This is a genomic window from Bradyrhizobium quebecense, assembly GCF_013373795.3.
Classification (GTDB): Bacteria; Pseudomonadota; Alphaproteobacteria; order Rhizobiales; family Xanthobacteraceae; genus Bradyrhizobium; species Bradyrhizobium quebecense.
The window spans coordinates 5,803,195-5,825,172 of sequence record NZ_CP088022.1 but is presented as its reverse complement, the minus strand read 5'-3'; the positions used below and the strand labels follow the sequence as shown (position 1 = coordinate 5,825,172).

Sequence of the window (21,978 nt, the reverse complement as noted above, 5' to 3'; positions counted from 1 at the left end):
CTTAACTCCGTTACCGCCTCTCCCACGAGAGGCGGCAACGTTTAAGGAACCAATGCTCAAGGCCACTCTGAAAATAGCCGACTTGGAAAACTACGATCCTGTTGCCAAAGGCAGTTCGATACAGGTTGGTGAAAGCTACATCCGGCCGTTCCAACATAAGAGTCTTGAGAGTTCGTTAGTGAAGAACACTGAACAATGGTTCTTCGTCATACGTGAGCGTCAAGTAGCGGCGGACGAGGCTGGCGTTCATTCGGCCGTAATAGCCCATGCGTCTATGGATCAGTTTCGTCAGCACTACCAGAAATGTATGCACTGGCCGCTCGATTTTATCGTGATCGAGGCGGCTCGACGGGGCCCTCGGTTGCGTGTACGAGCAGGCTATATAGCCAGCCTCCCAATTTACTTCCACGTGGAGGAGCGCACTCGTACGGTTACGCTCTCCTGGGATTTCATGGATCTCTTGGATAAATCGGGAACGATCGATACAGAAATCATAGCCCATCATCTATCTATGAGAACGTTCTACTCTGCGCGACAGGCCCGCGTTGGCGTTAATCTGCTGACTGCTGGCGCCACCTTGTACGTCGACAGATCGCAAACGTCATTTGAGTACGGCGCGACAACCTCATCAGCCCCTGAGCTCTCTGGACGAGAGGGGAGCAATTATGTCCTTGAGTTTTCTGATACTCTTCAGGCGGTTGTTCGTTCGCGGCCGACGGCCTTCTGCGCAAACGCTGTGGAGCTGAGCGGAGGAATGGACTCCGCTTCCGTCGCAGTTGCTGTTAGCGAGAGTGTAGCATCGCTAGCATGTGGCGGGATACTATTGGGCGACGGGAGTAGCCCCAAGCAGATTGACCGCCGAGCTAGCATTTTGAGCGCACTGGATTGTCGCGATCACAAAGTTGACATGCACGCCCACATGCCGGCGATTGATCTAGATCTTGACCTGAAAGGACGCCTGCCACTCATTTCAGAGTATTACCTTGAGGCGTTCGGGTCACTCTGGGATCGGTTCCGAGGTGATGGCTGCGAAATAATCTGGACCGGCATAGGAGGAGACGAGCTTTGCGCTCGCTTCAGCAGCGACGAGGAGGAACCCAGATCTCCGTCTTCACCCGACCTGGATATCGCGCTTGGGCTTGCAGAAGACCTATTGACGAAACGCGGGCTTGACGCCGCTCGTTCATCCTTCCTTTTTAGCGCCCCCATCAGCGCCACTCTATCCACAACTCTGCTCGCAAGTCTTTGTCATGCTCGCCCACTCGCGACGCGAGGACTTTGGCCCGTCCGCCCATTCGGCGATCCGAGATTGATCAATTTTGGAGCGAAGCTTCCGTTTGCACTTCGCTCGGGCAAGGAGCTCCTCCGTTCTTACTTGCGTGAGCGCTTGGGCTCTGACGTATTTCCACGCGGTTACGCAAAGGAGACTTTCGCGCTTGTACTGCCAAAGGCGATTGCGGCTCGTGCGGACATAATTTCATCACAGCTTGCTTCTTGCGCCTTGGCCGACTTCGGCTTGGTTTCGCAAGAGGCTGTCATGGCACTCTTGAACAGGGTGATAACAACACACGAATTTTCCGCAACGAGCACCTTGGCACGTTTTTTATGGGCAGAACGTTTCGTTCGGCAACTCTGTTGATTGCGCCATTATCAGCGATGGGACATTCCCGGGCAAGGCACGGGTCATTGCAGCTACCGCTTCAGACCATTTTTCAAGGATAGCTATGTTGATCTCGGGGTCCAGACCGGCGGCGTCTTGCGCAAGATCTACGAGGTGAAGTCGAGTTGCGAGCGGCAGGCGCTCTACACGGCGATCGGGCAAGTCGTGGTTCACGACGATACCCGGAATGGCGATTGCAAGCGCCTAGGCCGCCTCTAATCGGCTCGCCAGATCGTTCGCGCCGATATCAGAGACATGAACGGAGGCAGCCTTCGCCGCCGCGCGTGAAGCCGGAATTCGACCACCCGACCTTGCCACGGCAGATCGGCTAAAGCGTCGCACGTAATGGCTGTGGACGCGACTCGTCTGGCAGACGCAACAGGGACACAGCAAGACCGCTGACTTCAGCCGAGCCACGAGCGCCACCCTGTCGGTCCGGGGAAGGATCTGGACAATCGAAAGCTCGGGGGAAACCAGTGAGCGGAAGGCTTGGAGCAAGGCGAATCACGGGCGCCGACTGCGATTCCGACCTTATGCCCTTATTCGCACTGTCCGTGAATCCTGCACCCTGCTGTCGCGCGCCATGGAAAACTGCCCCCTCAGCGTCACGAGGAATTGCCCCCCCTCGGATAGCTGAGGAGAGAGTGAATGAAGCGGGAACGAATCACTGAAGGCTCGCCGTGGAATGATCCACGGGGGCAGGTGATGAAGACGCCGGATGACGTGGCGGAAATGATGCGCCTGAGAGCGTGCGGGTGGGGCGTGAAGCGGATTGCGCGGCAGCTTGGCTGCAGCCATCACACGGTGAAGGACTACGTGGCGGCGGGCGGGGTGAAGCCGTTCAAGTCGCCTGAGCGGCCGAAGCGTCTCGACGGCCTTGAGGGCTGGCTGCGCGAGAGGCTCATTCGGCATCGCGGCAATGCCGACGTGGTGCGCCAGGACCTGTTGGCCGAGAAAGGCGTGGCCGTCAGCCGACGGACACTGCAACGCTCCGTGCAGCCCTATCGCCAGGCGCTGAAGGCGGAGGCGCTGGCGACGACGCGGTTTGAGACGCCGCCGGGCCGGCAGCTGCAGATCGACTTCGGGGAGCGTCTGGTCGAGATCGGAGGGGCGAAAGTCAAGGCATTCGTGTTCGTGGCAACGCTTGGACACTCGCGACGGCTCCATGTGCGTGCGTTCCGGGCCGAGAGGCAGGAGCATTGGTTCGCCGGGCTCGAGAGCACGTTCACGACCTTCAGCGGTGTGCCGGAGAAAGTGCTGATGGACAATCCACGCGCGCTTGTCGTGCGCCACGACGCGGTGAGCCGGTCGGTTCAGTTCAACGACAAGCTGATAGCCTTCGCAAAACATTGGGGCTTCCGTCCTCGCGCGTCCGCGCCATATCGGGCGCGCACGAAGGGCAAGACGGAGAACGGCGTCGGCTACGTGAAGAAGAACGCGATCGCCGGTCATTCCTTAGTTGGGAAGCATTCGAGGCGCATCTCGACAGGTGGGAGCGTGAGGTTGCGAACGTTCGTATCCACGGCACGACCGGCGAGGCGCCGATCATCCGCTTAGCGCGTGACGAAATACATCGGTTGAAGCCGCTCGGCGAGCAGCCGCCGTTCGGATCCTTGCGTGAACTGACCCGCGTCGTCGGCAATGATTGCGCCGTCGAGATTGATACGAACAGCTACTCGGTGCCGTGGCGCCTTATTGGCGAGCGCGTAGCGGTAACGATCGCGGCCGGCGAGGTGCGGATCCGCCATGGCGTGCACCAGGTCGCGGTTCACGAGCAATCGAAGGGGCGCCGGCTGCGGATCGTCGATCCGGTTCATCTCGACGGTGTTGCCGGGCGCAATGGCGCGGTCCGCCGGCCGGAGACTGCAGCGGCGGTGCCGGGATCGTCTCCACCGCATTCGTTGTTGCGTCCGCTTACCGAATATGAAGCCGTGATCGGGGGAAGCTTCTGATGACGCGCGCAAAGAAGGCAACCGAAGCACCGACCGATCCGCTCGATGCCATGCTGGCGCGATTGCAGCTCTCCGGCATCCGCGATCAGCTCGACAGCCTGCTCGACGAGGCGGCGCGCGCGAACCTGTCGGCGCGTGAGACGCTGATCTTGCTGTGCGAACGTGAGATCGCGCGCAAGGATCATCGCCGCATCGATATGGCGCTGAAGCTTGCACACTTCCCGGCCGTGAAGGAGCTCGCAGGCTTCGACTTCGAGGCGCAGCCCTCGATTGATCCCAAGCAGATCCGCGACCTTGCCGCATCACGTTGGATCGCTAACGGAGAGAACGTGCTGTTGCTCGGGCCGCCCGGAGTCGGCAAGACGCACTTGTCGATCGCGCTGGGCGAGAGGCGATCCTGGCCGGGTACACGGTGCAGTTCACCACGGCGACGACACTGGTCGCAGGCCTTGCCAAGGCGCATGGCGAACGGCGTCTGGATGAGAAACTGCTCGCGCTGTCGAAGCCAAAGCTGCTGATCGTCGACCAGCTCGGCTACCTGCCGCTGGAACCTGACGCGGCGCATCTGTTCTTCCAACTGGTCAGTCGGCGCTATGAAACTGGCGCCATGCTGATCACCTCGAACCGCAGTGTTGCCGAATGGGGCACCGTGTTCGCCGAGCCGATGACTTCATGATGCCTCCTTCTTCGAACGCTTGGTGCGTCGTACCCGATTGCGAAGCTGACGGATTTGGTCGTCTGAGAGCTCGATCTGCCATGGCTGGCCTTTGGCTAACTGACGACCTGCCAGCAATTCCCGCGCGAGATAATCGAACACCGTCTGCGGGGTCACTCCAAGCTCAGCCGCTGCGCCCTGAATTGAGAAGCTTCCATCGGGCCAGCGCATCGGATTCTTGTCCACGCCGTTGATTTTGACGGTGGGAATGCCCCAGCGGGTACGCAACAGCCAGACATTCTCGCCTTTGAAGGCGCAGCCTCGAGCCGCGACGAAGCCTTCCTGATTGAGTATTGCCGCGATCTCGGCATCCATTTTGTGTTCAGCATTCAACTCGACGATCCGTTGCCGCAACCGATCAATGTCGATGTAATCACGGTATGTCTGAACGCGCCGTTGCACGTGATGCTCGCTGGTTGCACCGGTCTGCCAGACGATCTTGAGCCACACCTGACCTCGGGTCCGCTTCTGATCAAGAACGACTTCGCGGATCACAAATCGCAGAATGCGCTTGCGATCGGCTGCCGACGTGGTGGCCGCGTTCCAAATCCGCGGCAGGTTCTCGCCGAGCGCTTGTAGCCCTGCGCATTCCGCCGGGCCAATCAGAAGCGGCTCTTGCCCGCGCCAACGCGCATGCTCCTGCTCGACCGCCTCTGCGACACGCAGCCTCTCTTCCCAAGCCCGCTCAAGTGAGCGCGCCACAAGACGGTTCTCGGGCTCTACGGCGTCATACTGGCGCCGAGCGCGCTCGGCCTCGTAGCGGGCGCGCTCCACGCGAAGCGCCCACTGGCGCTCGAGCTGACGGCTCTCCTGCTCCAGTTGGCCCGCGGCTGCGAGTGCGATCTCAATCTGATCCGGCACCAGGGCGTCGAGGACTATCCGCTCGACCAGCGCGTCAACCGCCAAGGCCCGGACTTCCTGGCACATTGCACTGCCTTGCTGGTCCCGATCCGAGCGGCAGCAATAGACCGGATAGTCGGCATTCGGGCCCGTGTAGCGCATGCTCATGCGCCGTCCACAACGACCGCAGACCGCAATTCCTTGTAACAGGGCTGCCCCCTTGCGCGGTACGCCAGAGTGACCTGCCTCATAGCGGCAGACGTTATCTGCCAATCGCCCCTGGTTGGCCATGAACTCCTCCCAGCTGATATAGCCTGGGTGAGCGGCGTGGAGGCAAACCGCCCAATCCGCGATCGCTACCTTGACCGTTCCCGTCAGCGATCCCCGCCGGCATCGGCTCGGGTCCTTTTGCCGGCGGCCATAAACATACGCCCCAGCATAGGCCGGATTCTGAAGGATATTAAGGACGCGTGTGCTATCTGGCGCACGCCAGACGATCTCGTGTGGAGAAGGTCCAAGCAGCGGCCGAACCGGCAAGGACAATCCATTCCTGTCCAAGTAGCGCATCACACGGCGCGCACTTTGCAGTTCCCGGAATTTAGCAAACACGAGATGAAGACGGGCGCGCACCTCCTCATCCGGATTGAGAACAATTGTGCCCGCTCGATCGTAGGCGAGCCCGGCCGGCAGCGGCAGCCGCAGTTCGCCCCGCGCCGCCTTCTGCCGTTCCCCTTGGTGAAGGCGCATCCGAAGCTGATGCAGCTCCGCCTCGCTCATGATGCCGGACAGGCCCAACAGCAGGCGGTCGTGATAGGCGCGCGGATCGTAAAGCCGCTCGCCATCCGCAATCAGCACGCCAAATACCGAGCACAGTTCGAGAAGCTGATGCCAGTCCCGGTTATTGCGGGCCAAGCGCGAAGCGTCGAGACTCACCACGAGACCGGCGTTGCCAAGGCCGATCTCGGCAATGAGCTTCTGGAAACCATGACGGTCCACGCCGCCAGCACCGGATTTGCCCAGATCCTCGTCAATCACCTGGACGCGCTCGGGCGGCCAGCCCAGACCGATGGCGCGATCGACAAGGCGGTACTGCAGCTCGGTGCTCTCCTGATGCTGGCGCACCTGGTTCACGGATGACTGCCGCACGTAGACATAGGCCAACTTGGCTCGGTGAGCCGTCGTGAGCCGCTCGTCAGCGACGGTCGAGCTGATCAGCACGACCCAGTCCCCTTCCGGGCGTGCCGGGGATCGCTTGCATTCGCCGCATCAGCGCGGCGATCGTTTGAGCAATCTGGGTTTGCGTCGCGGTCGACAGATTCGGCCAGAGGCGCGGAATATCGGCCATCGGACGGCCGGATGGATTTGCCAACGTTGGCAGGGGTCGATACGCAACGCGACCTGGGAGCGGTCGGTGGGTCATCGCGAATCACCTTCTCGTCGAGAAGGCTCAGACTCGCGCTCAAATGTTGCATCAATGGGATCAGCGTCCGTACACTGATGCGCGGCAGGTCGGCCGCGTTCGGGCGGAAAGCGATCGACGTCTCGGTAAGATCCGTCGACGCGATCCGAACCCCCCGCCGCCGTCCGTCCGGCAGCGCGACAACAACGTAGGCGGGACCGCGTCCCGACCGCTCCTTCAGCACCTCAAGCCGGTGCCCAAATAGGAAATGATGCGGGTCAGTGATCGTGACGTGAGACACGACCCGTTCAAGAATAGGGGTACTCTGCCGTGTTCGGCGATCCCGTGGTCGCCACCGCGATCCTCGACCGGCTCTTGCACCACAGCCACGTGCTGACGATCCGCGGCGACAGCTACCGGCTCCGAGCCAAGCGCAAGAGCGGCCTCATCAAGCCGCCCGCCGCTGACGGCCCTCCGGTCGGCTCCGCCTCCCTCCGTCCCGTCAGCGGCGGAGCCAACCTTCAACCGAGATCATAATCCCGATGGTGGAGGCAGTTCTTCATGACGCAAAGGGGGCAGTTCCGGATGGCGTTTGACACCTCGGGCGCATGCGGCGCGAGAACCTGCCAGATGTATGATCCTTGCGGCTGCTCCAATGCGTAGGGGGCCCTAGGGCCGATCGACATTCAGGATTGAACTAAGCCGCTGCCGCGGCGTAGGGGGCAAGGTGGCATAGATCGCCTCCTGGCTGAGAGGATGTGGGTGTTGGAGCCCACCCCCTCAGACAGGAGTATCGAGATGGCCGATTTGAGCCCTCTTCGCCGCCGCATGATCGAAGACATGACCGTCCGCAATCTGTCGCCGGCGACGCAAAGATCCTACATCAGCGCGGTTTCGAAGTTCAGCCGCTATTTTGGCCGATCGCCTGACCGGTTAGAGCTGGAAGACGTCCGCGCCTTCCAGGTGCATTTGGTCTCGACCGGCATCTCATGGCCGGCGCTGAACCAGATCGTCTGTGCGCTACGGTTTTTCTACGGCGTCACGCTCGGCGAGGCGCTCATCCCAGAGCGCATTCCCTATGCGCGAGAACCGCGCAAGCTGCCGGTCGTTCTCAGCGCCGACGAAGTGGTTCAGTTTCTTGAAGCGGTATCGAGCCTGAAGAGCCGCGCCGCGCTCACCACCGCCTATGCGGCCGGGCTCAGGGCCTCGGAGGTTGCGGGACTGCGGATCGAAGACATCGACAGCGCCCGCGGCGTCATCCAGGTGCGCCACGGCAAGGGCGCGAAGGATCGCAACGTGATGCTGTCGCCCCAGCTGCTGGGCATCCTGCGCACCTACTGGCGGCTCGCCCGGCCGCGGCTTTATCTGTTCCCTGGTCGTGACGAAGATCATCCGATCGATCAGACCGTGCTGCATGCCGCCTGCCGGTCGGCGGTGAAGGCTGCGGGCCTGACCAAGCAGCGTCACGCTGCACACGCTGCGCCACAGCTTCGCGACACATCTTCTCGAGAACGGAACCGATATCCGGATCATCCAGGTCTTGCTCGGGCACAATAATTTGTCGTCGACAGCGCGCTACACGCAGGTCGCCACCGATACGATCCGAGCGACGCAGAGCCCGCTCGATCGCCTGTCGCTGGAGGTGACGCCACCTGGATGACCCGCAGCGGGATGCGGGTCATGACCCGCTCCGACATCCGCTCCAACAGGCCCGCCATCGAGATTGCCGATATTCTGTGCCGGCATGGCGACGCCTATCGCCGTGTACATGCCGGTCATCTGGGGCGGGTCGAGCGGCGCGTGATGAGCGCGATCGTTGCGTGCCGGACCGAGGCGCTCGGCGGCCACATGCAGGCTTGCGACGACTGCGGCACGACACGCGTTGCCTATAATTCCTGCCGCAATCGGCACTGTCCGAAGTGTCAGGGGAGAGCCCGAGCCGCGTGGCTCGCCGCGCGTCAAGCCGACCTGCTTCCGGTTCCCTATTTCCACGTCGTCTTTACACTTCCCGCACCGATCGCCGCGATCGCTTTCCAGAACAAGGCCGTCGTCTATGCCATCCTGTTCAAGGCTGCCGCCGAGGCGATGACGACGCTCGCCGCCAATCCACGCCGGCTCGGCGGTGCGATCGGCGGCGTCGCCGTCCTCCACACCTGGGGACAGACGCTGATGCATCATCCCCACGTCCATTGCGTCGTTCCGGGTGGCGGCCTCTCGCCCGATGGCGCGCGCTGGACCGCTTGCCGACCGAACTTCTTCCTGGCCGTCAAACCGTTGTCCAGACTATTTCGCACACTTTTTCTCAAACGTCTGTCGGCAGCCTTCAACTCCGGTGCCTTGCGTTTCTTCGGCGATCTCGGAGCTCTGGCCGAGCCGGCTGCCTTTGCGGCCCACCTCGACGCCATGCGACGCATCAACTGGGTTGTTTACGCCAAGCGGCCCTTCGGCGGACCCGCACAGGTCCTGGCCTATCTCGGCCGCTACACCCATCGCGTCGCGATCGCCAACAGCCGGCTCGTCGCACTCGACGACGATCATGTCGCCTTCTCATGGAAGGACTATCGCCAAAACAGCGCGACAAAGATCATGAATCTCAAGCCCGATGAGTTCATTCGCCGTTTCCTGCTTCATACGCTGCCTGACGGCTTCCACCGCATCCGCCACTTCGGCTTCATGGCCAACCGCCATCGCGCTGCCAAGCTCGCCCTTTGCCGCGAACTTCTCGATCATGAGCGAACAGCCCCAAACGATGGCCAGCCGTCGCCTGTGGATTCGGAGGCTCAAACCCGGGCCGAGGTTCCTGCCTGTCCCGATTGTGGTGGCGTCATGCGCATCATTGAGCGCTTTCGACATAGCTTCAGACGCCCCAGCCCTCGAACATCACCGTTCCGATGCGACACATCGTGAGCCAAGTCATGTCGTGCACGACGATCATCATTCGTCATTTCGCTCCCAGCGTCTCGATCATCGCGGACGATGTCGAATCCGTGCTGTCACACTGCGCGACAACAACCGTCCGATGCAGCAAAAGGCCTATCGCGATCTCAGGCGAAGCGCGTCTGATCTCAACTCTTCCAGGATGCGCACTCCTGTGTCTCTGCCTCACGCGCCGAGCCAGCAGATCGGGCATGGCGATCTCGAACAATCCCCATAGCTGCAAAACCGCGAATAGCCTCCCGCGCCTTCGTTCAATCCGGCTTCAATGAGGTCGCGTCATAAGCGCCTGCCGCGCCCTCGCGTGAGCGCGACCTCACAGAACCCTCCAGATTCCGAAGTGGTTTGATCGCTGATTCATAGAGTTCCGTGATTCGACACGGAGCAGATGATGGCGGCGAAGCGATATGAGCTGACCGAGGCGCAATGGTCGATGATCTCGCCACTGCTGCCGGGGAAAGCTGGCGACCCGGGACGTACGGCTGCGGATAATCGTCTGTTCGTCAACGGATGTTTGTGGGTCTTGCGGTCGGGCGCACACTGGTGCGACCTGCCGGATCGGTACGGTAAGTGGAAAACGGTACATCAGCGCTTCAGCCGCTGGTGCCATGCTGGCGTCTGGGAACGCGTGTTCGCCACTCTGACCGCCGATCGCGACAACCAGTATCTGATGATCGACAGCACCATCGTTCGCGCCCACCGGCAGGCGACGAGCGGAAAAGGGGGGCCAAAGATCAGGCGCTGGGGCGTTCCCGAGGCGGACTGACGACTAAGATCCACATGCTGGCCGATGCGCTCGGCCGTCCACTCCGCTTCATCGTCACAGCTGGGCAGGTTAATGACATTACCCAGGCGCCCGCACTGCTTGATGGCCAGAGCGGCGACGCGGTGCTCGCCGACAAAGCCTATGACAGCAACGCCCTGCGTGCGATTATCGCGGAAATCGGCGCAACGGCGGTGATCCCGTCAAACCGCACTCGCAGGATCATCATCCCGCACGACGTTGACGCCTACAAACAGCGCAACTGCATCGAGCGCTGCTTCTGCCGACTCAAACACTTCCGACGCCTGGCAACCCGTTATGACAGGCGAGCCGCCAACTTTACCGGCTTCATCCATCTCGCAGCCGCAATGATCTGGATGTCATGAATGTCGATCGGCCCTAGCGTATAACAGCCCCGTTCGGTGGGACGGTGCGCCCATGTCGAAGGGGCACCCCAAAAGCACATTGGCCGTTCAGGATTACGGTTTCTGAACCGCCGGCAGCCAGTCCGCTACCGGCATCAGAGCTAAAAGCAAAATCCATGAACCATCAGCGAATCTCGCGCCGCGCCGTGGCGATCGCTCGCGTCTGCAGTCTCGAAGTGTTGCACGACAACGAAACATCTCAGCAGAGAGCCGACCGGTTGCTGGTGCCGCACAAGCGGCGTAACGGCATCGTCAACTTAATCGACCGCCGAGCTGAAGGAGGCGCTTCTCAAAGATTCGAGATTCGGCCATTGTGCTTGTCGTCTCGCACCAAGTCGCAAAGGCTCGCTCGCGCGAAGCGACGGCGGTGACGGCTCCCCATGCGAGCCAACAAATAAGCCCGCTAGCCTCTCCGGATTTGTTAGCGATCTGTGGACGCTCACATTGCTGTCGGCCGCCAAAGACGATCTTGGCGGGGTTTCCTCGGCAAGGCGGTTGATACCTTGGTCCGGCGAGTGTCGCCCACGTGTGGATTCAGGATCACTCGCCGAGGAGCTTCGACAATACAACGCCGCTCGCTTGAAATGATTCGAGCGGCGTTGGCTCCTAGCCCCGCGAAGGTGATGCAAAATCCCGACAAGGATGGGGCAGCACAAAGCGTGCCAAGGTTCATGTCTCAAACTGGAACTTTGTAGAACTGCGGGAGTCGATTCCTGGCTCTCGACCCCTTCACTACGCTCAACAGATGGAAAGCCCAACCAACTGAGCTGACGCCATTTAGTGTTCTTCGCGCTGGGACCCTTTGACTCTCGCGGAGCAGGGATTTCCTGTCTCTGGGGCTTCGGGTTCTGTCGCGTCCTTCCAGCAGTTGATGTCGCAATATGGTGCAGGCCCGGAACGTGTTGAAGTTCAAACCAACCCGCCGGGGAGGGCGGCTGCGCTTCGGTGACAACATCAACCGCCCGTCGACCCGTGCGGACTGGTTTTCGATCCGGCGCGTCTTTTTTCTTTGGCTGGGCCGACCTGACTCTTCTGGCAGGGGATTTGTGCCGGGCTTTGAAGATTATCTAGAAAGCGCCGGTCCGTAGCGGCTGTTGGTTCCAACCAACAGCAGGGATGAAGAGGCCGGTTGCATCGAGATCGTGCCAGCAGGAGCAGCACGATCGGAAGGAATAGTCATCAATGAACACGATCGTCATCAACAATAAAAAGTCGTCCGTTAACAAGCGGGATTGAGGGGCGACTGGGGTTGCGAAGGCGCGCCAAAGGACGATCAGGATGAAGCGCAAGAGCTTCCTGAGCCAGGCGAGGATGCGGCGGAAGTTATAGCCGACGGCGGAGAGGATGACGTTGGCCGCATCGCCGGCACGGCAGGTAGCAGCGGCCGAGGTGACCATCGACTTTCAGGTGTCCGATGATGGGTTCGATGGCGGAGCGGCGGCGCAGCTCGCGCTTGATGACACCGAAGACGCCGCGCTTCTGGCCAGAGATGAAGACGCGACGGGGATTTTGTGCGTCGTGGCCGCGATATCCCTTGTCGACATAGGCCCGCTCGATCGCGCAGCCGGTGAGTGTCTCGGTGCGGTCGATGACGTCCCGCAAGGTGTGACCGTCGTACGGGTTATCGGGTAGCGCCCTGGCGTGCAGCACGAACAGGCCACCGTGAGCCCGGCGGTTGTTGGTGACGATAGAGGCTTTGACACCGAACTCGTAAGACGCGGCTGCTTTGCCCTTGCCGATGCATTCCACCTCCGGGGCGTGGAAGGAATAGAGCTTCCAGCCGCGCTGGCGCTGCTGCTGCGCGCGAATCTGCGTGGCCCGGCTGAGCGAGAGGGCGAACGCGTTCTCGAGCACAGCCTGACCTTCGATCTTGCAGCGGATATCGCGGATGATCCGGCCCAGCCGGCTGCGCAGCTGCCGGTGATGCCGCTTGAATTGCTTGGCATGGGCGTAGCGTCCAGCCATCATTGCCGCGGTCTTGGCAATGCGAAGGTAGGACTGCCGCAGCTTGACCCCGTTCCTCGCCAGGCGGTTGAGCCCCTTGATCGCCGCGTGCAGCAGCTTGGCGTCGGTCGGGAAGGTGATCGCCTTCGGCTGCACGGTGGTATCGACCGTGACCCGCTTTAGGTCTTGGCTGCGTAACGCGCCGGCCTCGTGCGCCACCCGCAAGCTCTCGGCCAGCAACAGCTCCAGCTTGCCGCCGAGCCGCTTGCGCCAGTGGCTCAGGTCCGAGCGCTCGTGCGGGAACGCGTGCTGAAAGAACTCTTCGCCGGTGAAGTACTGGAAATACGGGTCGTGGACTCAACCCACACCCCCTCATCGGACAGGCCGTAAATGTGCTTGAGCAGCAGCCCGATCATGAAGCGGGTCGCGATGCCCGGCCGGCCGTTCTCGCTATAGAGCGGCGCGATCTCGCCGTCGATCCAGTCCCAATCGACCTTGCCGGCGGGCTGAACCAGCTCGTGCTTCATATTGATGATCTGGTCCAGCCTGGCCCGGAACAGATCGCCCGATCCCGTCGTCTTGTGCTTCTTCGGTCGCATCGCCACCTCCGATGCAACGACGGAATCATGACTGGCGATTCGACGGAATCCCGAAAATGAAACTGCAAGGTTCCGATGTCCGAAGCATCAAAGCCCTGCAATCCTAACAATCCAAAACGACAAATGCGATTCCAGCTCAATCACTTAGCCGCTCTTCACGGACGACTAAAAAGGGTGTCGGCAAGACGACGCTTGCTGTGCATCTGGCTTGCTTCATGGCGGAAGCGGGCCACCGGGTTCTGATGATCGATGTTGACGCGCAGGGCAGCGCGACCGACACGATCAAGCAGAATACAGGGTCGATCTCGGCGGCCGATCTCTTCAAGCCGGCGACCCGAGTCGCTGGTGAAAACAACGGTATCACGCTGGCGCCGGCCGACAGTGACTTTACGGATATCGATCGCGACAACGCTGCTGCCGTCATGACCCTGCAGCAATCTCGCCGATGCCGCCGAGCGGTTCGATATCTGAATGATCGATACCCCGCCATCGCTTGGGCTTCGCAGCGCCGCTTGCCTGATCGCCGCCTCGCATGTGCTGGCGCCAATTTACCTGGAAGATTAAAGGCCTGATGCAGACCGTGATCGGTGTCCAACGACGGTGCGGTCGCAGGACACGAGAATCTCGACTTGCTGCATTCGAATTTCAATACCAAGTCGCCTCGTCAACGGACGCACTTAGAGCAGCTCTTGCGCGAAGCGGGAAAGTACACATTCCCAGGCCAGATTATTGCACGAGACCGCTATGCCGAAGCCGTTGCGGAACGCGTGCCGGTGTGGAGATTGAAGCGTCGCTGGGCGCAAAAAATCGCGTAGTTTCACAACCGAGGTCGGCAGCATCGTCGCTGGCAATAAGGGTTCGCTATCAGAACCGGACCGGAGAGCTTGTTGTCGATCAAACGCAAGCAGTCGCAGCACTCAACGCAGCAAGGGTGGAGACGGGAAAAGAGCTTGGGATCACGGTCATAATGGAAAAATGGATCGTCTCCCAATCCGCCATCAATCCAGCCTTCGACTCCAACGAGAGAGAGCGAGAAGATTGGCTAGCAGCTAGGCGACATCTCGCTCTCGATACTCGATCTCGCCGATTGAAGCCGCTACGTTCCAGCTCTCGTAATAAGGGAAGCGGCCAAGGCGCGGCAGTCGGTCCCCGCGGTCACAGCAAACAGGCCAGCCCTATCACTACAAGGCACTGCTCCTTGGGAGCCCACCAAAACGGTAGTTGAGGCGACCGCGGCAGATTTGTAAGACCGTATGTCCGCCTCTACCGATGAGGTGGCTCGCCCTACACTGCGCGTCCGAGGGTTGCTCGGGCGAACCGAGCCGATCCTCATCACAGGAGGACGAGCCGTGGCAGATTATAGGGAAGCATTCGTCGGAATCGATGTGGCCAAGCTGAGAAATGCCGTCGCGATTGCGGATGCAGGCCGGGAGGGGGAGGTTCGGTTCTTCGGCGAGGTTGATGCTTCGGCCACCAACATGCGCCGCGTCTTAGGGCGGATCGCCAACCGGTTTGACCGCGTCCACTTCTGTTACGAAGCCGGCCCGACTGGCTATGGTCTTTATCGCCTGATCCGGTCGCTCGGCCACCAATGCACGGTGGTGGCGCCGTCGCTGATCCCAAGGAAGCCGGGTGATCGTGTGAAGACGAACCGCCGGGACGCCGTTTCTCTCGCGCGGCTGCTACGCGCCGGCGAGCTGACGGCGGTATGGGTTCCCGATGAAGGTCACGAAGCGATGCGCGACCTCGTTCGCGCTCGATCGGCAGCGGTTGAGACGCTGCGCATCCACCGGCAGCAGGTGAGCGCCTTCATGCTCAAGCATGGCCGCACCTATCCCCGCAAAAAGGGCTGGACGATGCGCTATTTGCGTTGGCTCCAGGAACAACAGTTCGACCACCCCGCACATCAGATCGCGCTACAAGAAATGGTCGAAGCAGTTCGCGTCGCCAGGGACCGGGTCGACCGGCTCGAGCGCACGATCGAAGAGTTCGTCTCGACCTGGTCTCTGGAGCCGCTCGTGCGGGCGCTTCAAACATTGCGCGGCGTCGATCTGGTCGTCGCAGTGACATTCGCAACCGAGGTCGGTGACGTGAGCCGTTTTGAGGGCCCACGTCAACTTATGGGTTACCTCGGTCTGGTGCCAAGCGAGCGATCGACGGGAGAGGCTGTCAGACGTGGCGGCATCACCAAGGCCGGCAACGGCCGTGTTCGCCACATGTTGGTCGAAAGCGCCTGGACATATCGACACCCGCCGAAGATCGGCAAGACAAAACTATACCGGCTCGAACAGACGTCGCCAGCAGTGCGAGAGATTGCTTGGAAGGCGCAGAGCCGCTTGACGGCCCGGTACCGGAAGCTGGCGGCGCGCGGCAAACGAACGACGGTGGTCTGCACCGCTATCGCCCGTGAACTGGTGGGGTTCATGTGGGCGGTTGCCAGGCAAGTGCAGACAGCCTGATCGAGCGCCCTTATCATCGTGCATGGGCGGAGGCGGGACCACGGCAGAGGGAATGCCCGTCAGACGCTTTGTGGCCGGCAAGAGCGCCGACGCCCGCAGTAAGATAGGAGCAGACCTCGGACGCACAATCGGGAATGCGGTAGCCAACCCGCGCATCAGAGCTTGATCACCGACGTCCTTCGGTTCCGCCTCCACCTATGCACGACCATCTCTATGAATAGCCGATCGACGACGATCGGGGCGGTGCTCTGCGTTCTAATCCTTGACAGCGGACATCAGAGCGCTGTTCTCGGGCCACAGCGTTGAGGTCTTGACGGCAATAGGCCCACGGAAGCAGCTGATCGATGTCGCTGTTTGGATGGCCGTTGACGATCCTGGTGAGGGCGCCGGGCAGGTAAGCGAGTGGATCGACGTCGTTCAGCTTACAGGTTTCGACCAGTGATGCGATGATGGCCCAGTGCTCGGCACCACCGTCAGAGCCCGCGAACAGCACATTGTTCCGGTTCAGCGTGATCGGACGGATCGATCGTTCGACAGTGTTGTTGTCGAGCTCGATATGACCGTCGTCGATGAAGCGCGTCAGGCCCTCCCAGCGTGAGAGCGCATAGCGAATGGCGTCGGCCAACTTGCCCTTTTGGCTGATCAACGCGAGCTTTGCACGGAGCCATCGCTCGAAGGCTTCCGCCAGCGCCCGGATTGTCTGCTGCCGAACGAGACGGCGCTCCTCGGCGCCGCGACCACGGATGTCCCTTTCGATGCGTAGAACTCGCCGATAGAAGTTACGTCGCATGTGCGACCAGCAGAACGCAAGTTGGACATCGCCACGCTCGGCGAGCTTGCCATAGCCGGAAGCCATCGACCTGCAGGATCCCTTCGAAGCCTGCGAGATAGGCGATTAGCCGATGGGCTTTGCGATCGGGGGCATAGACATAGGCGAACGCCCGGCGGATCGGCACCGCCCCGCGGCCGGTCGTCCGCTGCATAGGCCCAGAGCTGACCGGTCTTGGTGCGCCCACGGCCGGGATCGAGCACCGGCATCGTTGTCTCGTCGGCGAACAGCTTTGGCCGTCGCCTGAGCTTGCCGAGGAGGCGCTCATGCAACGGACGCAGGTGGAAGGCTGCTTGTCCCACCCAGTCCGCCAGCGTCGAACGATCGAGCTCAATGCCCTGGCGGGCGTAAATCTGAGCCTGCCGATAGAGCGGCAGGTGATCGGCATATTTGGACACCAGAACCTGGGCGACGGTTGCTTCGGTCGGCAGTCCGCCCTCGATCAACCGGGCCGGGGCCGGCGCCTGCATGACACCGTCCTCGCAAGCGCGGCAGGCGTATTTGGGACGCCGGGTCACGAGGATCCGGAACTGCGCCGGGACCAGGTCCAGCCGCTCGCTTCTATCCTCGCCGATCCGATGTAACTCGCCCTGGCAGCAGGGACAGGTCTTGTCCTCGATGTCGACGACGACTTCGATCCGCGGCAGGTGCGCCGGCAAGGCGCCACGGTTGACGCGGCGCCTACCGGCTTGCACCTCACGGCCTTCAGGTGCGCTCACGTCCTGCGCCGTCTCGTTGTATGCGGCGACCTGCTCGACGTCTTCCAGGCCCAGCAGCATCTGATCTTCAGGCAGCGTCTCTGCCCGCCGGCCAAACCGATGTCGCTGCAATTCCTTGATGATCTGACGCAGCCGTTCGCTCTCGCACCGCTCCGCAAGCAGCATCGCTTTCAGCGTCTCGGGATCGTCAGGCAGGGCGTCGCTCACACCCAATTCAGAGCATATTCGCCGCCATCTGGCGACACATCCCACGCTCTTGATTCACTTCGCCGCAGTGCCGCCAACAACTATCCCGCTCGCGTTGGCGCCGGCGTCTCCCGCGCCTCATGCACAAGGCGCCAGTCGAGTCCTTCCAGCAGCGCCGACAATTGCGCCGCCGACAGACGCATCACGCCGTCCTCGACCTTCGGCCAGCGGAAGATCCCATCCTCGAGCCTCTTGGTGAACAGACACAGACCCGTTCCGTCCCAGAACACCAGCTTGATCCGATCCGCCCGCTTGGCCCGGAACACATAGACAGCGCCCGAGAATGGGTCTGCCCGCATGCTCTCGCGCACCAGGGTCGCAAGCCCTTCCATCCCCTTGCGGAAGTCTACCGGTTTGGTCGCCACCATCACCCGGACCGCACCCGACGGACCAATCACCGGCTCGCCTTCAGTGTCTGGACGATCGACGCAATCATCGTCGGGTCCGCGCCACGACCGGCCCGGATCGTGATTCCGTCGACTTCGATCTCGATGATCCCGGCATCGCAACGGCGAGCCCGGGTATCCGCTTTGGCCTTGCAGCGCACCGTTTTGCGCTTCCGGCCAACAGCGGGCGCCGGCACCACAGTATCTACCACCGCCGGCACAAACTCTACTTCTTGCTCTTCGGAATAATCGACCGCAGCATCTCGCAACTGACGGCGCCAACCAAACAACTGCTGCGGCGACAATCCATGCCGTCGGGCTACCGAACAGACCGAGTCGCCGCTCGCCACGATCTCCGCAACGATCCGCGCCTTGTCCTCGTCGCTCCACTTCCGCCGGCGGCCGGCTCGGGTGAAGACCTCAAGCCGCCGCACCGGCTCCGTGATAGCACTATGCTCTGTGTCCATTCTAAGCCTAACGGTTCAAACAAACCGCAGACTCGCAGATCGTCCCGTGGTCCGGAAGGTGGCCGCTGAACGGCGCTTACCCAGATTTGCAGAGTACGACCCGTCTATCGATCACGGGGGCGATGCCGGAGCCAAGCTTTATGGAAAGCGTTCAGTACTTCGTCAAGCGCCATGAAGGCCAGTGGAGGGTTGCGCTCATTGTGAGCACTCCGGCGCTTACGCCACTGAGGAAGAGGCGATCCGCGCCGCGGTCGACGCAGCCCACAAGGAGGGAAAGGCAGGACGCGACGCTCAGGTTCTAGTTCAGGGCCATGACCACAGGTTCAGAAACGAGTGGACATATGGCACCAAGACCTATACCCACCGTCCGGCTAATCGGGCTGGAGCCCCAGATACGCACCCACGCTCGATGCCGATCGAAAACGCCGATGGGTCATCGATCGTATGGCGGAACGTCAAGGCGGTCACTACGAATTTCATTTCTCCGCAGGACTCATCGAAGCGCGTTGGCGTGAGTTTCCAATTCAGCGAATCTCGGAACGTCAGCTCAGGAGCACGAACACTGTTCGCGCGACAAGGTTTTTTCGTGTGTCTCCAGCCGACCGGAGACCCACGATTGGGTCACGAATTAGGCTTCTCGCCCGCCGTTGTCAAAACGAACTCTGCCGGCCGGCCGCGCGCAGCATCTCGTTCTGGGCGGTGGCGTAAAGCGTCCGCCACGATTCCCTCAGCTCGGGGTGAAAGAAGGGCCGAATTTGCAATCAAAGCTCCACATCAACGCCTCGCCCATTGCGACGAAGTGCGATGGCTGAACGCAAAGTCTGGCGTGCTTGTGACCTGAAAGCGTGATCAGCGATTGGAACATCGGTCTTTCGTCGAGCGAGGCGGGCAGCGCGGTGATCATATCCAGCGCCTTCATCCGCTGCTGCTCGATATCGCCGCCGAACATATCTCTTGCATCAGGAGCTAGTTCAACGAACCTGTTGTAACACAGGTCAGCGAGGTCGCGACGGACCGGCCACATCGCGTCAAACGATATCCTGATAAGGTCGACCTGCTCGGGCGTCATTGGTCAGACGAGCAGGCTCGTAAAGAATGGTTTTGTGATCTCAGCGACTGACGGCTCCCTTTCGTGGGAAGTGACGACGGAGATAAATTGGTGTTTGCAGTTCCAGCAGCGCCAAAGAACCTGAACTTCGTTCGCATTGACGCGTTCATGCCACTCGCTGGTGACTAACCCAGAACCACAGCGAAGGCATTCTTTGTGATGTGGTATTGAGATTGGTGTCATGTGAAACCTCGTTTCGTATGCACAAGCGACGCAAACGGTAGAAACGCGATAATTTGTAAGCCATCACTTGCGCTTCCTTGAGCAGCTGTGCTGGATCAGATCTCCGTTTCAAGGCTCGTGCCGATAAGCGAGCATACTGTGACCGACAGCATGCTGGAAACCGGTCAAAGAGGGAGCGCCGGAGCGGGTCACAGTGTCTTGAGGTATTCAAGCAACGCCTTTTTGTCGCGGTCGCTTAAACTGGTCCCGTACTCGTGTCCGCATGGGCTATTTCCAGAATTGATATTACTACAATCCGTGACAGACAGAGTTTCGCTCAGCGGCTTCCTGGGACGCAGCAAGACCAACGTCTTCAATGTCATATTTCCGTCGAACGCTGAACTGCGGTTTGCGCATCCCCTGATGGCTTGAGCAATTCCGCCAGGGTAGGGACCGAGCCGTTATGAAGATGAGGTGCGGCGGCCCAAATACCCTGCAGAACACGAGCCTCGTAGGCGCCCCACGGCTGCTCCCTGCCGCTTGGCCTTTTTGATTGCTTCGGAGGTGCTGGCAGTATCGAAAGCCGTTAGCAAATCCTGCAGCGTTGGTGGTAGTCGCACGAGCCCCAGAGACTCCGGTGTGTCCGACGATCCCGGGTCTGGCGCCGCTGCCACCCGTGCGTTAGTGGAAGGCGCGCCGCCGGCCAACAGGTGTTCTGCGATCGAACCAATGACCGAGGTCGCAAGAATGTTAAGGATCTCATCGTTCTCCTTGAGTGGGACGGTCGCGAAGGGATGTACGCTCCCTTCAGCACGCCCGTCTTCGCTTTCCAGGCGAGGACGTCGTATTCTCGTGTATCGGTACCAACGTTCTGGACCGTAGTCCTCCATGTTTTGATGAATGGAATGCGTTGCTCTCCGTCTTCAATCCCGTGGCATTCGCGACACCCCCCTTCAGCGGAATCCCTTTCACCCTTGCCTCGGGGGGCTAAAGCAGCGTCAATCTTCCAGGGCCATTTCGGAGTGCCGATTCACTTCACCAAGCTTCAAGCTCGCTCAGGCCGTCGAAATTGGCGGAGTTAATTGTCGAGGAAATTGATGATCGCGCCCTGACGCATCGGCTCGAACGTAGTGAATACCCCCAGAACCTCGCCAACGTTCCGAGCTAGCCCCAAGATGTCACTTCCATCGTTGGCGAATCCAGGCCATTGTCTTTTGTCCTGTCGCGGCGAATTCCAAAGGAATGGGTATCTCACAGGAGCGTCCGCGGTTTTCATGTTTTCCGGGATCATGAAGTCGGGTGGCGGGCCGATGTCCAGTCCGGATATGCGCTTGAAAATCATACCTACAGCATCCAGACGGCCAACTCCCCAGCCGTTCTTGGGCAGCGCACGCACCATGAGCGTGTGAAACCGCAAGTACCACCCATCTACCTGTCGACGAAGATCCGCAACATCGGCCGCATCCGGCGTTGCGGACCGCAGAACAGCTGCAGAAAACGGAGCGAACGAGCTGTCGCTGGCGATCACGTCGCCGACTGCCTTGTCCAGATCGCCAAGCAGTGCGTAGAAGTCTACAAACCCCGGACTGCCATCCACCCGATACACCTTGCCGTCAAATTCGATCTGGCGCGAGTGACATGCCGAGCTGGTCATTCCGACGACCTGGAAGTCTTGAGGGCCAGAAGCGTGAAAGCCGGCGGGAAGGTTGGCCGTGTTTGCAGGATTCCGTAGATACCCGTACCGTGACAAGCCATCCGCGAGGAACGGCTGTCCGTTCGTTTGCTTCAGGGCCTGCATCCAAGATAACGAAATCAAACGCGAACCCTGATCGCGCGAATAGAAATCCGCTCTCGCTGCCGCGGTCCAATCCATACGCGGTCCAATCCATACCTTGGTCAACATAGATAGGGTTGGCGTCGGTACCCTGAGCGCTCGATCTTGTCGTGACGAAACGCTAAGGCAATTAGAATGAGAGTACGGAGCATCGTGTGGCCTACCGCTTCCATTGTCAAAATCGCCCGAAGAGACGTTCGCCGAAACCCCACGCCGTCTCCGGCAAACTTGGGCTCGCCTTTCGGCTTGCAGGTCGCCTGATCATTGGTCATTAGAGGGCGCTGTCCAACTAAGTTCAACCTACCAAGTCTTGGGAGAAGGCACCGGCTAGCGGTGTATCGGTAGCCTTACTAATCGCAGAACTTGCCGTAGCGAACCAGACCCACGCCGATTTGTCTCCAGAGACTGACGATCGCTTTGGAGGCCTGGCTAGGTATTGGCGTGCGCTGCCGGGCAACATGCGTCTCACCGCATCGGGGTATCAAAGTCTCGGACCGTGAAATCGTTGGCCAAGCTCTCTTCTGAAAAGCACAAAGA

14 protein-coding genes and 6 pseudogenes are annotated in these 21,978 nt (G+C 60.7%); 11 read left to right on the top strand and 9 right to left on the bottom strand.

Features of this window, described 5'->3' with window-relative positions; translation table 11 throughout:
• Positions 1-52: 52 nt before the first annotated feature.
• The 3 genes and pseudogenes from HU230_RS28110 to istB all read left to right on the top strand — a co-directional run.
• Positions 53-1,639: a hypothetical protein gene (locus HU230_RS28110; protein WP_224924192.1), complete on the top strand. Its 1,587-nt coding sequence runs from the start codon at positions 53-55 to the stop codon at positions 1,637-1,639.
• Positions 1,640-2,308: 669 nt separating this feature from the next.
• A pseudogene (gene istA / locus HU230_RS28105) lies at positions 2,309-3,612 on the top strand (IS21 family transposase).
• A pseudogene (gene istB / locus HU230_RS28090) lies at positions 3,612-4,285 on the top strand (IS21-like element helper ATPase IstB); the annotation flags it as partial. The pseudogenes istA and istB, both read left to right, overlap by 1 nt.
• Here istB and HU230_RS28085 read toward each other — a convergent pair.
• Positions 4,283-6,385 (bottom strand): recombinase family protein, encoded by a 2,103-nt coding sequence (locus HU230_RS28085; RefSeq protein ID WP_176529005.1) that lies wholly within the window; start codon positions 6,383-6,385, stop codon positions 4,283-4,285. The pseudogene istB and the gene HU230_RS28085 overlap by 3 nt on opposite strands.
• Positions 6,360-6,512 carry a hypothetical protein gene (locus HU230_RS28080; RefSeq protein WP_224497196.1) on the bottom strand — a complete coding sequence of 51 codons (153 nt, stop codon included), beginning with the start codon at positions 6,510-6,512 and terminating at the stop codon, positions 6,360-6,362. The genes HU230_RS28085 and HU230_RS28080 overlap by 26 nt, the downstream gene beginning before the upstream one ends.
• A gap of 375 nt (positions 6,513-6,887) precedes the next feature.
• On the opposite strand from HU230_RS28080, the pseudogene HU230_RS28075 reads away from it, so the two are divergent.
• From HU230_RS28075 to HU230_RS28060, 4 genes and pseudogenes are all read left to right on the top strand, one after another.
• Positions 6,888-7,103: pseudogene (locus HU230_RS28075) on the top strand (ATP-binding protein); the annotation flags it as partial.
• A gap of 261 nt (positions 7,104-7,364) precedes the next feature.
• Positions 7,365-8,226 (top strand): annotated as a pseudogene (locus HU230_RS28070) (tyrosine-type recombinase/integrase).
• 20 nt (positions 8,227-8,246) lie between these two features.
• Positions 8,247-9,473, top strand: coding sequence for an IS91 family transposase (locus HU230_RS28065; RefSeq protein ID WP_176528572.1), 1,227 nt, complete (start codon positions 8,247-8,249; stop codon positions 9,471-9,473).
• A gap of 418 nt (positions 9,474-9,891) precedes the next feature.
• Positions 9,892-10,649, top strand: a protein-coding gene (locus tag HU230_RS28060) for an IS5 family transposase (protein WP_207835011.1) whose coding sequence is annotated in 2 segments (ribosomal slippage) — positions 9,892-10,234 and positions 10,234-10,649 — 759 coding nt in all. Because the reading frame shifts where the segments join, the coding sequence is not laid out codon by codon here.
• A 1,277-nt stretch (positions 10,650-11,926) separates the two neighbouring features.
• Here HU230_RS28060 and HU230_RS28055 read toward each other — a convergent pair.
• A pseudogene (locus HU230_RS28055) lies at positions 11,927-13,231 on the bottom strand (IS5 family transposase); the annotation flags it as partial.
• 215 nt (positions 13,232-13,446) lie between these two features.
• On the opposite strand from HU230_RS28055, the gene HU230_RS28050 reads away from it, so the two are divergent.
• From HU230_RS28050 to HU230_RS28040, 3 genes are all read left to right on the top strand, one after another.
• Positions 13,447-13,803, top strand: coding sequence for a ParA family protein (locus HU230_RS28050; protein ID WP_234600200.1), 357 nt, complete (start codon positions 13,447-13,449; stop codon positions 13,801-13,803).
• Positions 13,804-13,818: 15 nt separating this feature from the next.
• The gene (locus HU230_RS28045; protein WP_224943637.1) at positions 13,819-14,046 is read left to right on the top strand and encodes a hypothetical protein; all 228 of its coding nucleotides are present in this window, start codon (positions 13,819-13,821) and stop codon (positions 14,044-14,046) included.
• Positions 14,047-14,580: 534 nt separating this feature from the next.
• Positions 14,581-15,690, top strand: coding sequence for an IS110 family RNA-guided transposase (locus tag HU230_RS28040; protein WP_173643979.1), 1,110 nt, complete (start codon positions 14,581-14,583; stop codon positions 15,688-15,690).
• A gap of 211 nt (positions 15,691-15,901) precedes the next feature.
• On the opposite strand, the pseudogene tnpC reads toward HU230_RS28040, so the two are convergent.
• The 3 genes and pseudogenes from tnpC to tnpA all read right to left on the bottom strand — a co-directional run bounded on the left by tnpC (position 15,902) and on the right by tnpA (position 18,304).
• Positions 15,902-17,403: pseudogene (tnpC, locus tag HU230_RS28030) on the bottom strand (IS66 family transposase).
• Between the two features lie 122 nt (positions 17,404-17,525).
• Positions 17,526-17,882, bottom strand: a complete 357-nt coding sequence (gene tnpB / locus HU230_RS28025; RefSeq protein WP_176529006.1) for an IS66 family insertion sequence element accessory protein TnpB — start codon at positions 17,880-17,882, stop codon at positions 17,526-17,528.
• Positions 17,879-18,304, bottom strand: a complete 426-nt coding sequence (gene tnpA, locus HU230_RS28020; protein WP_224943635.1) for an IS66-like element accessory protein TnpA — start codon at positions 18,302-18,304, stop codon at positions 17,879-17,881. The genes tnpB and tnpA overlap by 4 nt, the downstream gene beginning before the upstream one ends.
• A 214-nt stretch (positions 18,305-18,518) precedes the next feature.
• On the opposite strand from tnpA, the gene HU230_RS44175 reads away from it, so the two are divergent.
• A complete protein-coding gene (locus HU230_RS44175) occupies positions 18,519-19,178 on the top strand; it encodes a DUF2188 domain-containing protein (protein ID WP_224924196.1) in 660 nt (219 codons plus the stop codon).
• Here HU230_RS44175 and HU230_RS28015 read toward each other — a convergent pair.
• The 3 genes from HU230_RS28015 to HU230_RS28010 form a co-directional block, all read right to left on the bottom strand.
• Positions 19,065-19,406 carry a globin domain-containing protein gene (locus HU230_RS28015; RefSeq protein WP_224924937.1) on the bottom strand — a complete coding sequence of 114 codons (342 nt, stop codon included), beginning with the start codon at positions 19,404-19,406 and terminating at the stop codon, positions 19,065-19,067. The two genes, HU230_RS44175 and HU230_RS28015, sit on opposite strands and share 114 nt — an antisense overlap.
• Positions 19,407-19,986: 580 nt before the next feature.
• Entirely contained in the window at positions 19,987-20,097 is a 111-nt protein-coding gene (locus tag HU230_RS43870; RefSeq protein WP_338077473.1) for a c-type cytochrome, read from the bottom strand.
• A 588-nt stretch (positions 20,098-20,685) separates the two neighbouring features.
• On the bottom strand, positions 20,686-21,480 hold the full coding sequence (locus HU230_RS28010) for a di-heme-cytochrome C peroxidase (protein ID WP_224924197.1): 795 nt from the start codon (positions 21,478-21,480) through the stop codon (positions 20,686-20,688).
• Positions 21,481-21,978 lie beyond the last annotated feature (498 nt).

Bases quoted from the DNA above. Each gene is read 5' to 3' on its own strand.
- HU230_RS28010 (WP_224924197.1), bottom strand. From the start codon at position 21,480: ATGGATTGGACCGCGGCAGCGAGAGCGGATTTCTATTCGCGCGATCAG.
- HU230_RS28050 (WP_234600200.1), top strand. From the start codon at position 13,447: ATGGCGGAAGCGGGCCACCGGGTTCTGATGATCGATGTTGACGCGCAG.
- HU230_RS28015 (WP_224924937.1), bottom strand. From the start codon at position 19,406: ATGACGCCCGAGCAGGTCGACCTTATCAGGATATCGTTTGACGCGATG.
- HU230_RS28080 (WP_224497196.1), bottom strand. From the start codon at position 6,512: ATGGCCGATATTCCGCGCCTCTGGCCGAATCTGTCGACCGCGACGCAA.
- HU230_RS28065 (WP_176528572.1), top strand. From the start codon at position 8,247: ATGACCCGCTCCGACATCCGCTCCAACAGGCCCGCCATCGAGATTGCC.
- HU230_RS28110 (WP_224924192.1), top strand. From the start codon at position 53: ATGCTCAAGGCCACTCTGAAAATAGCCGACTTGGAAAACTACGATCCT.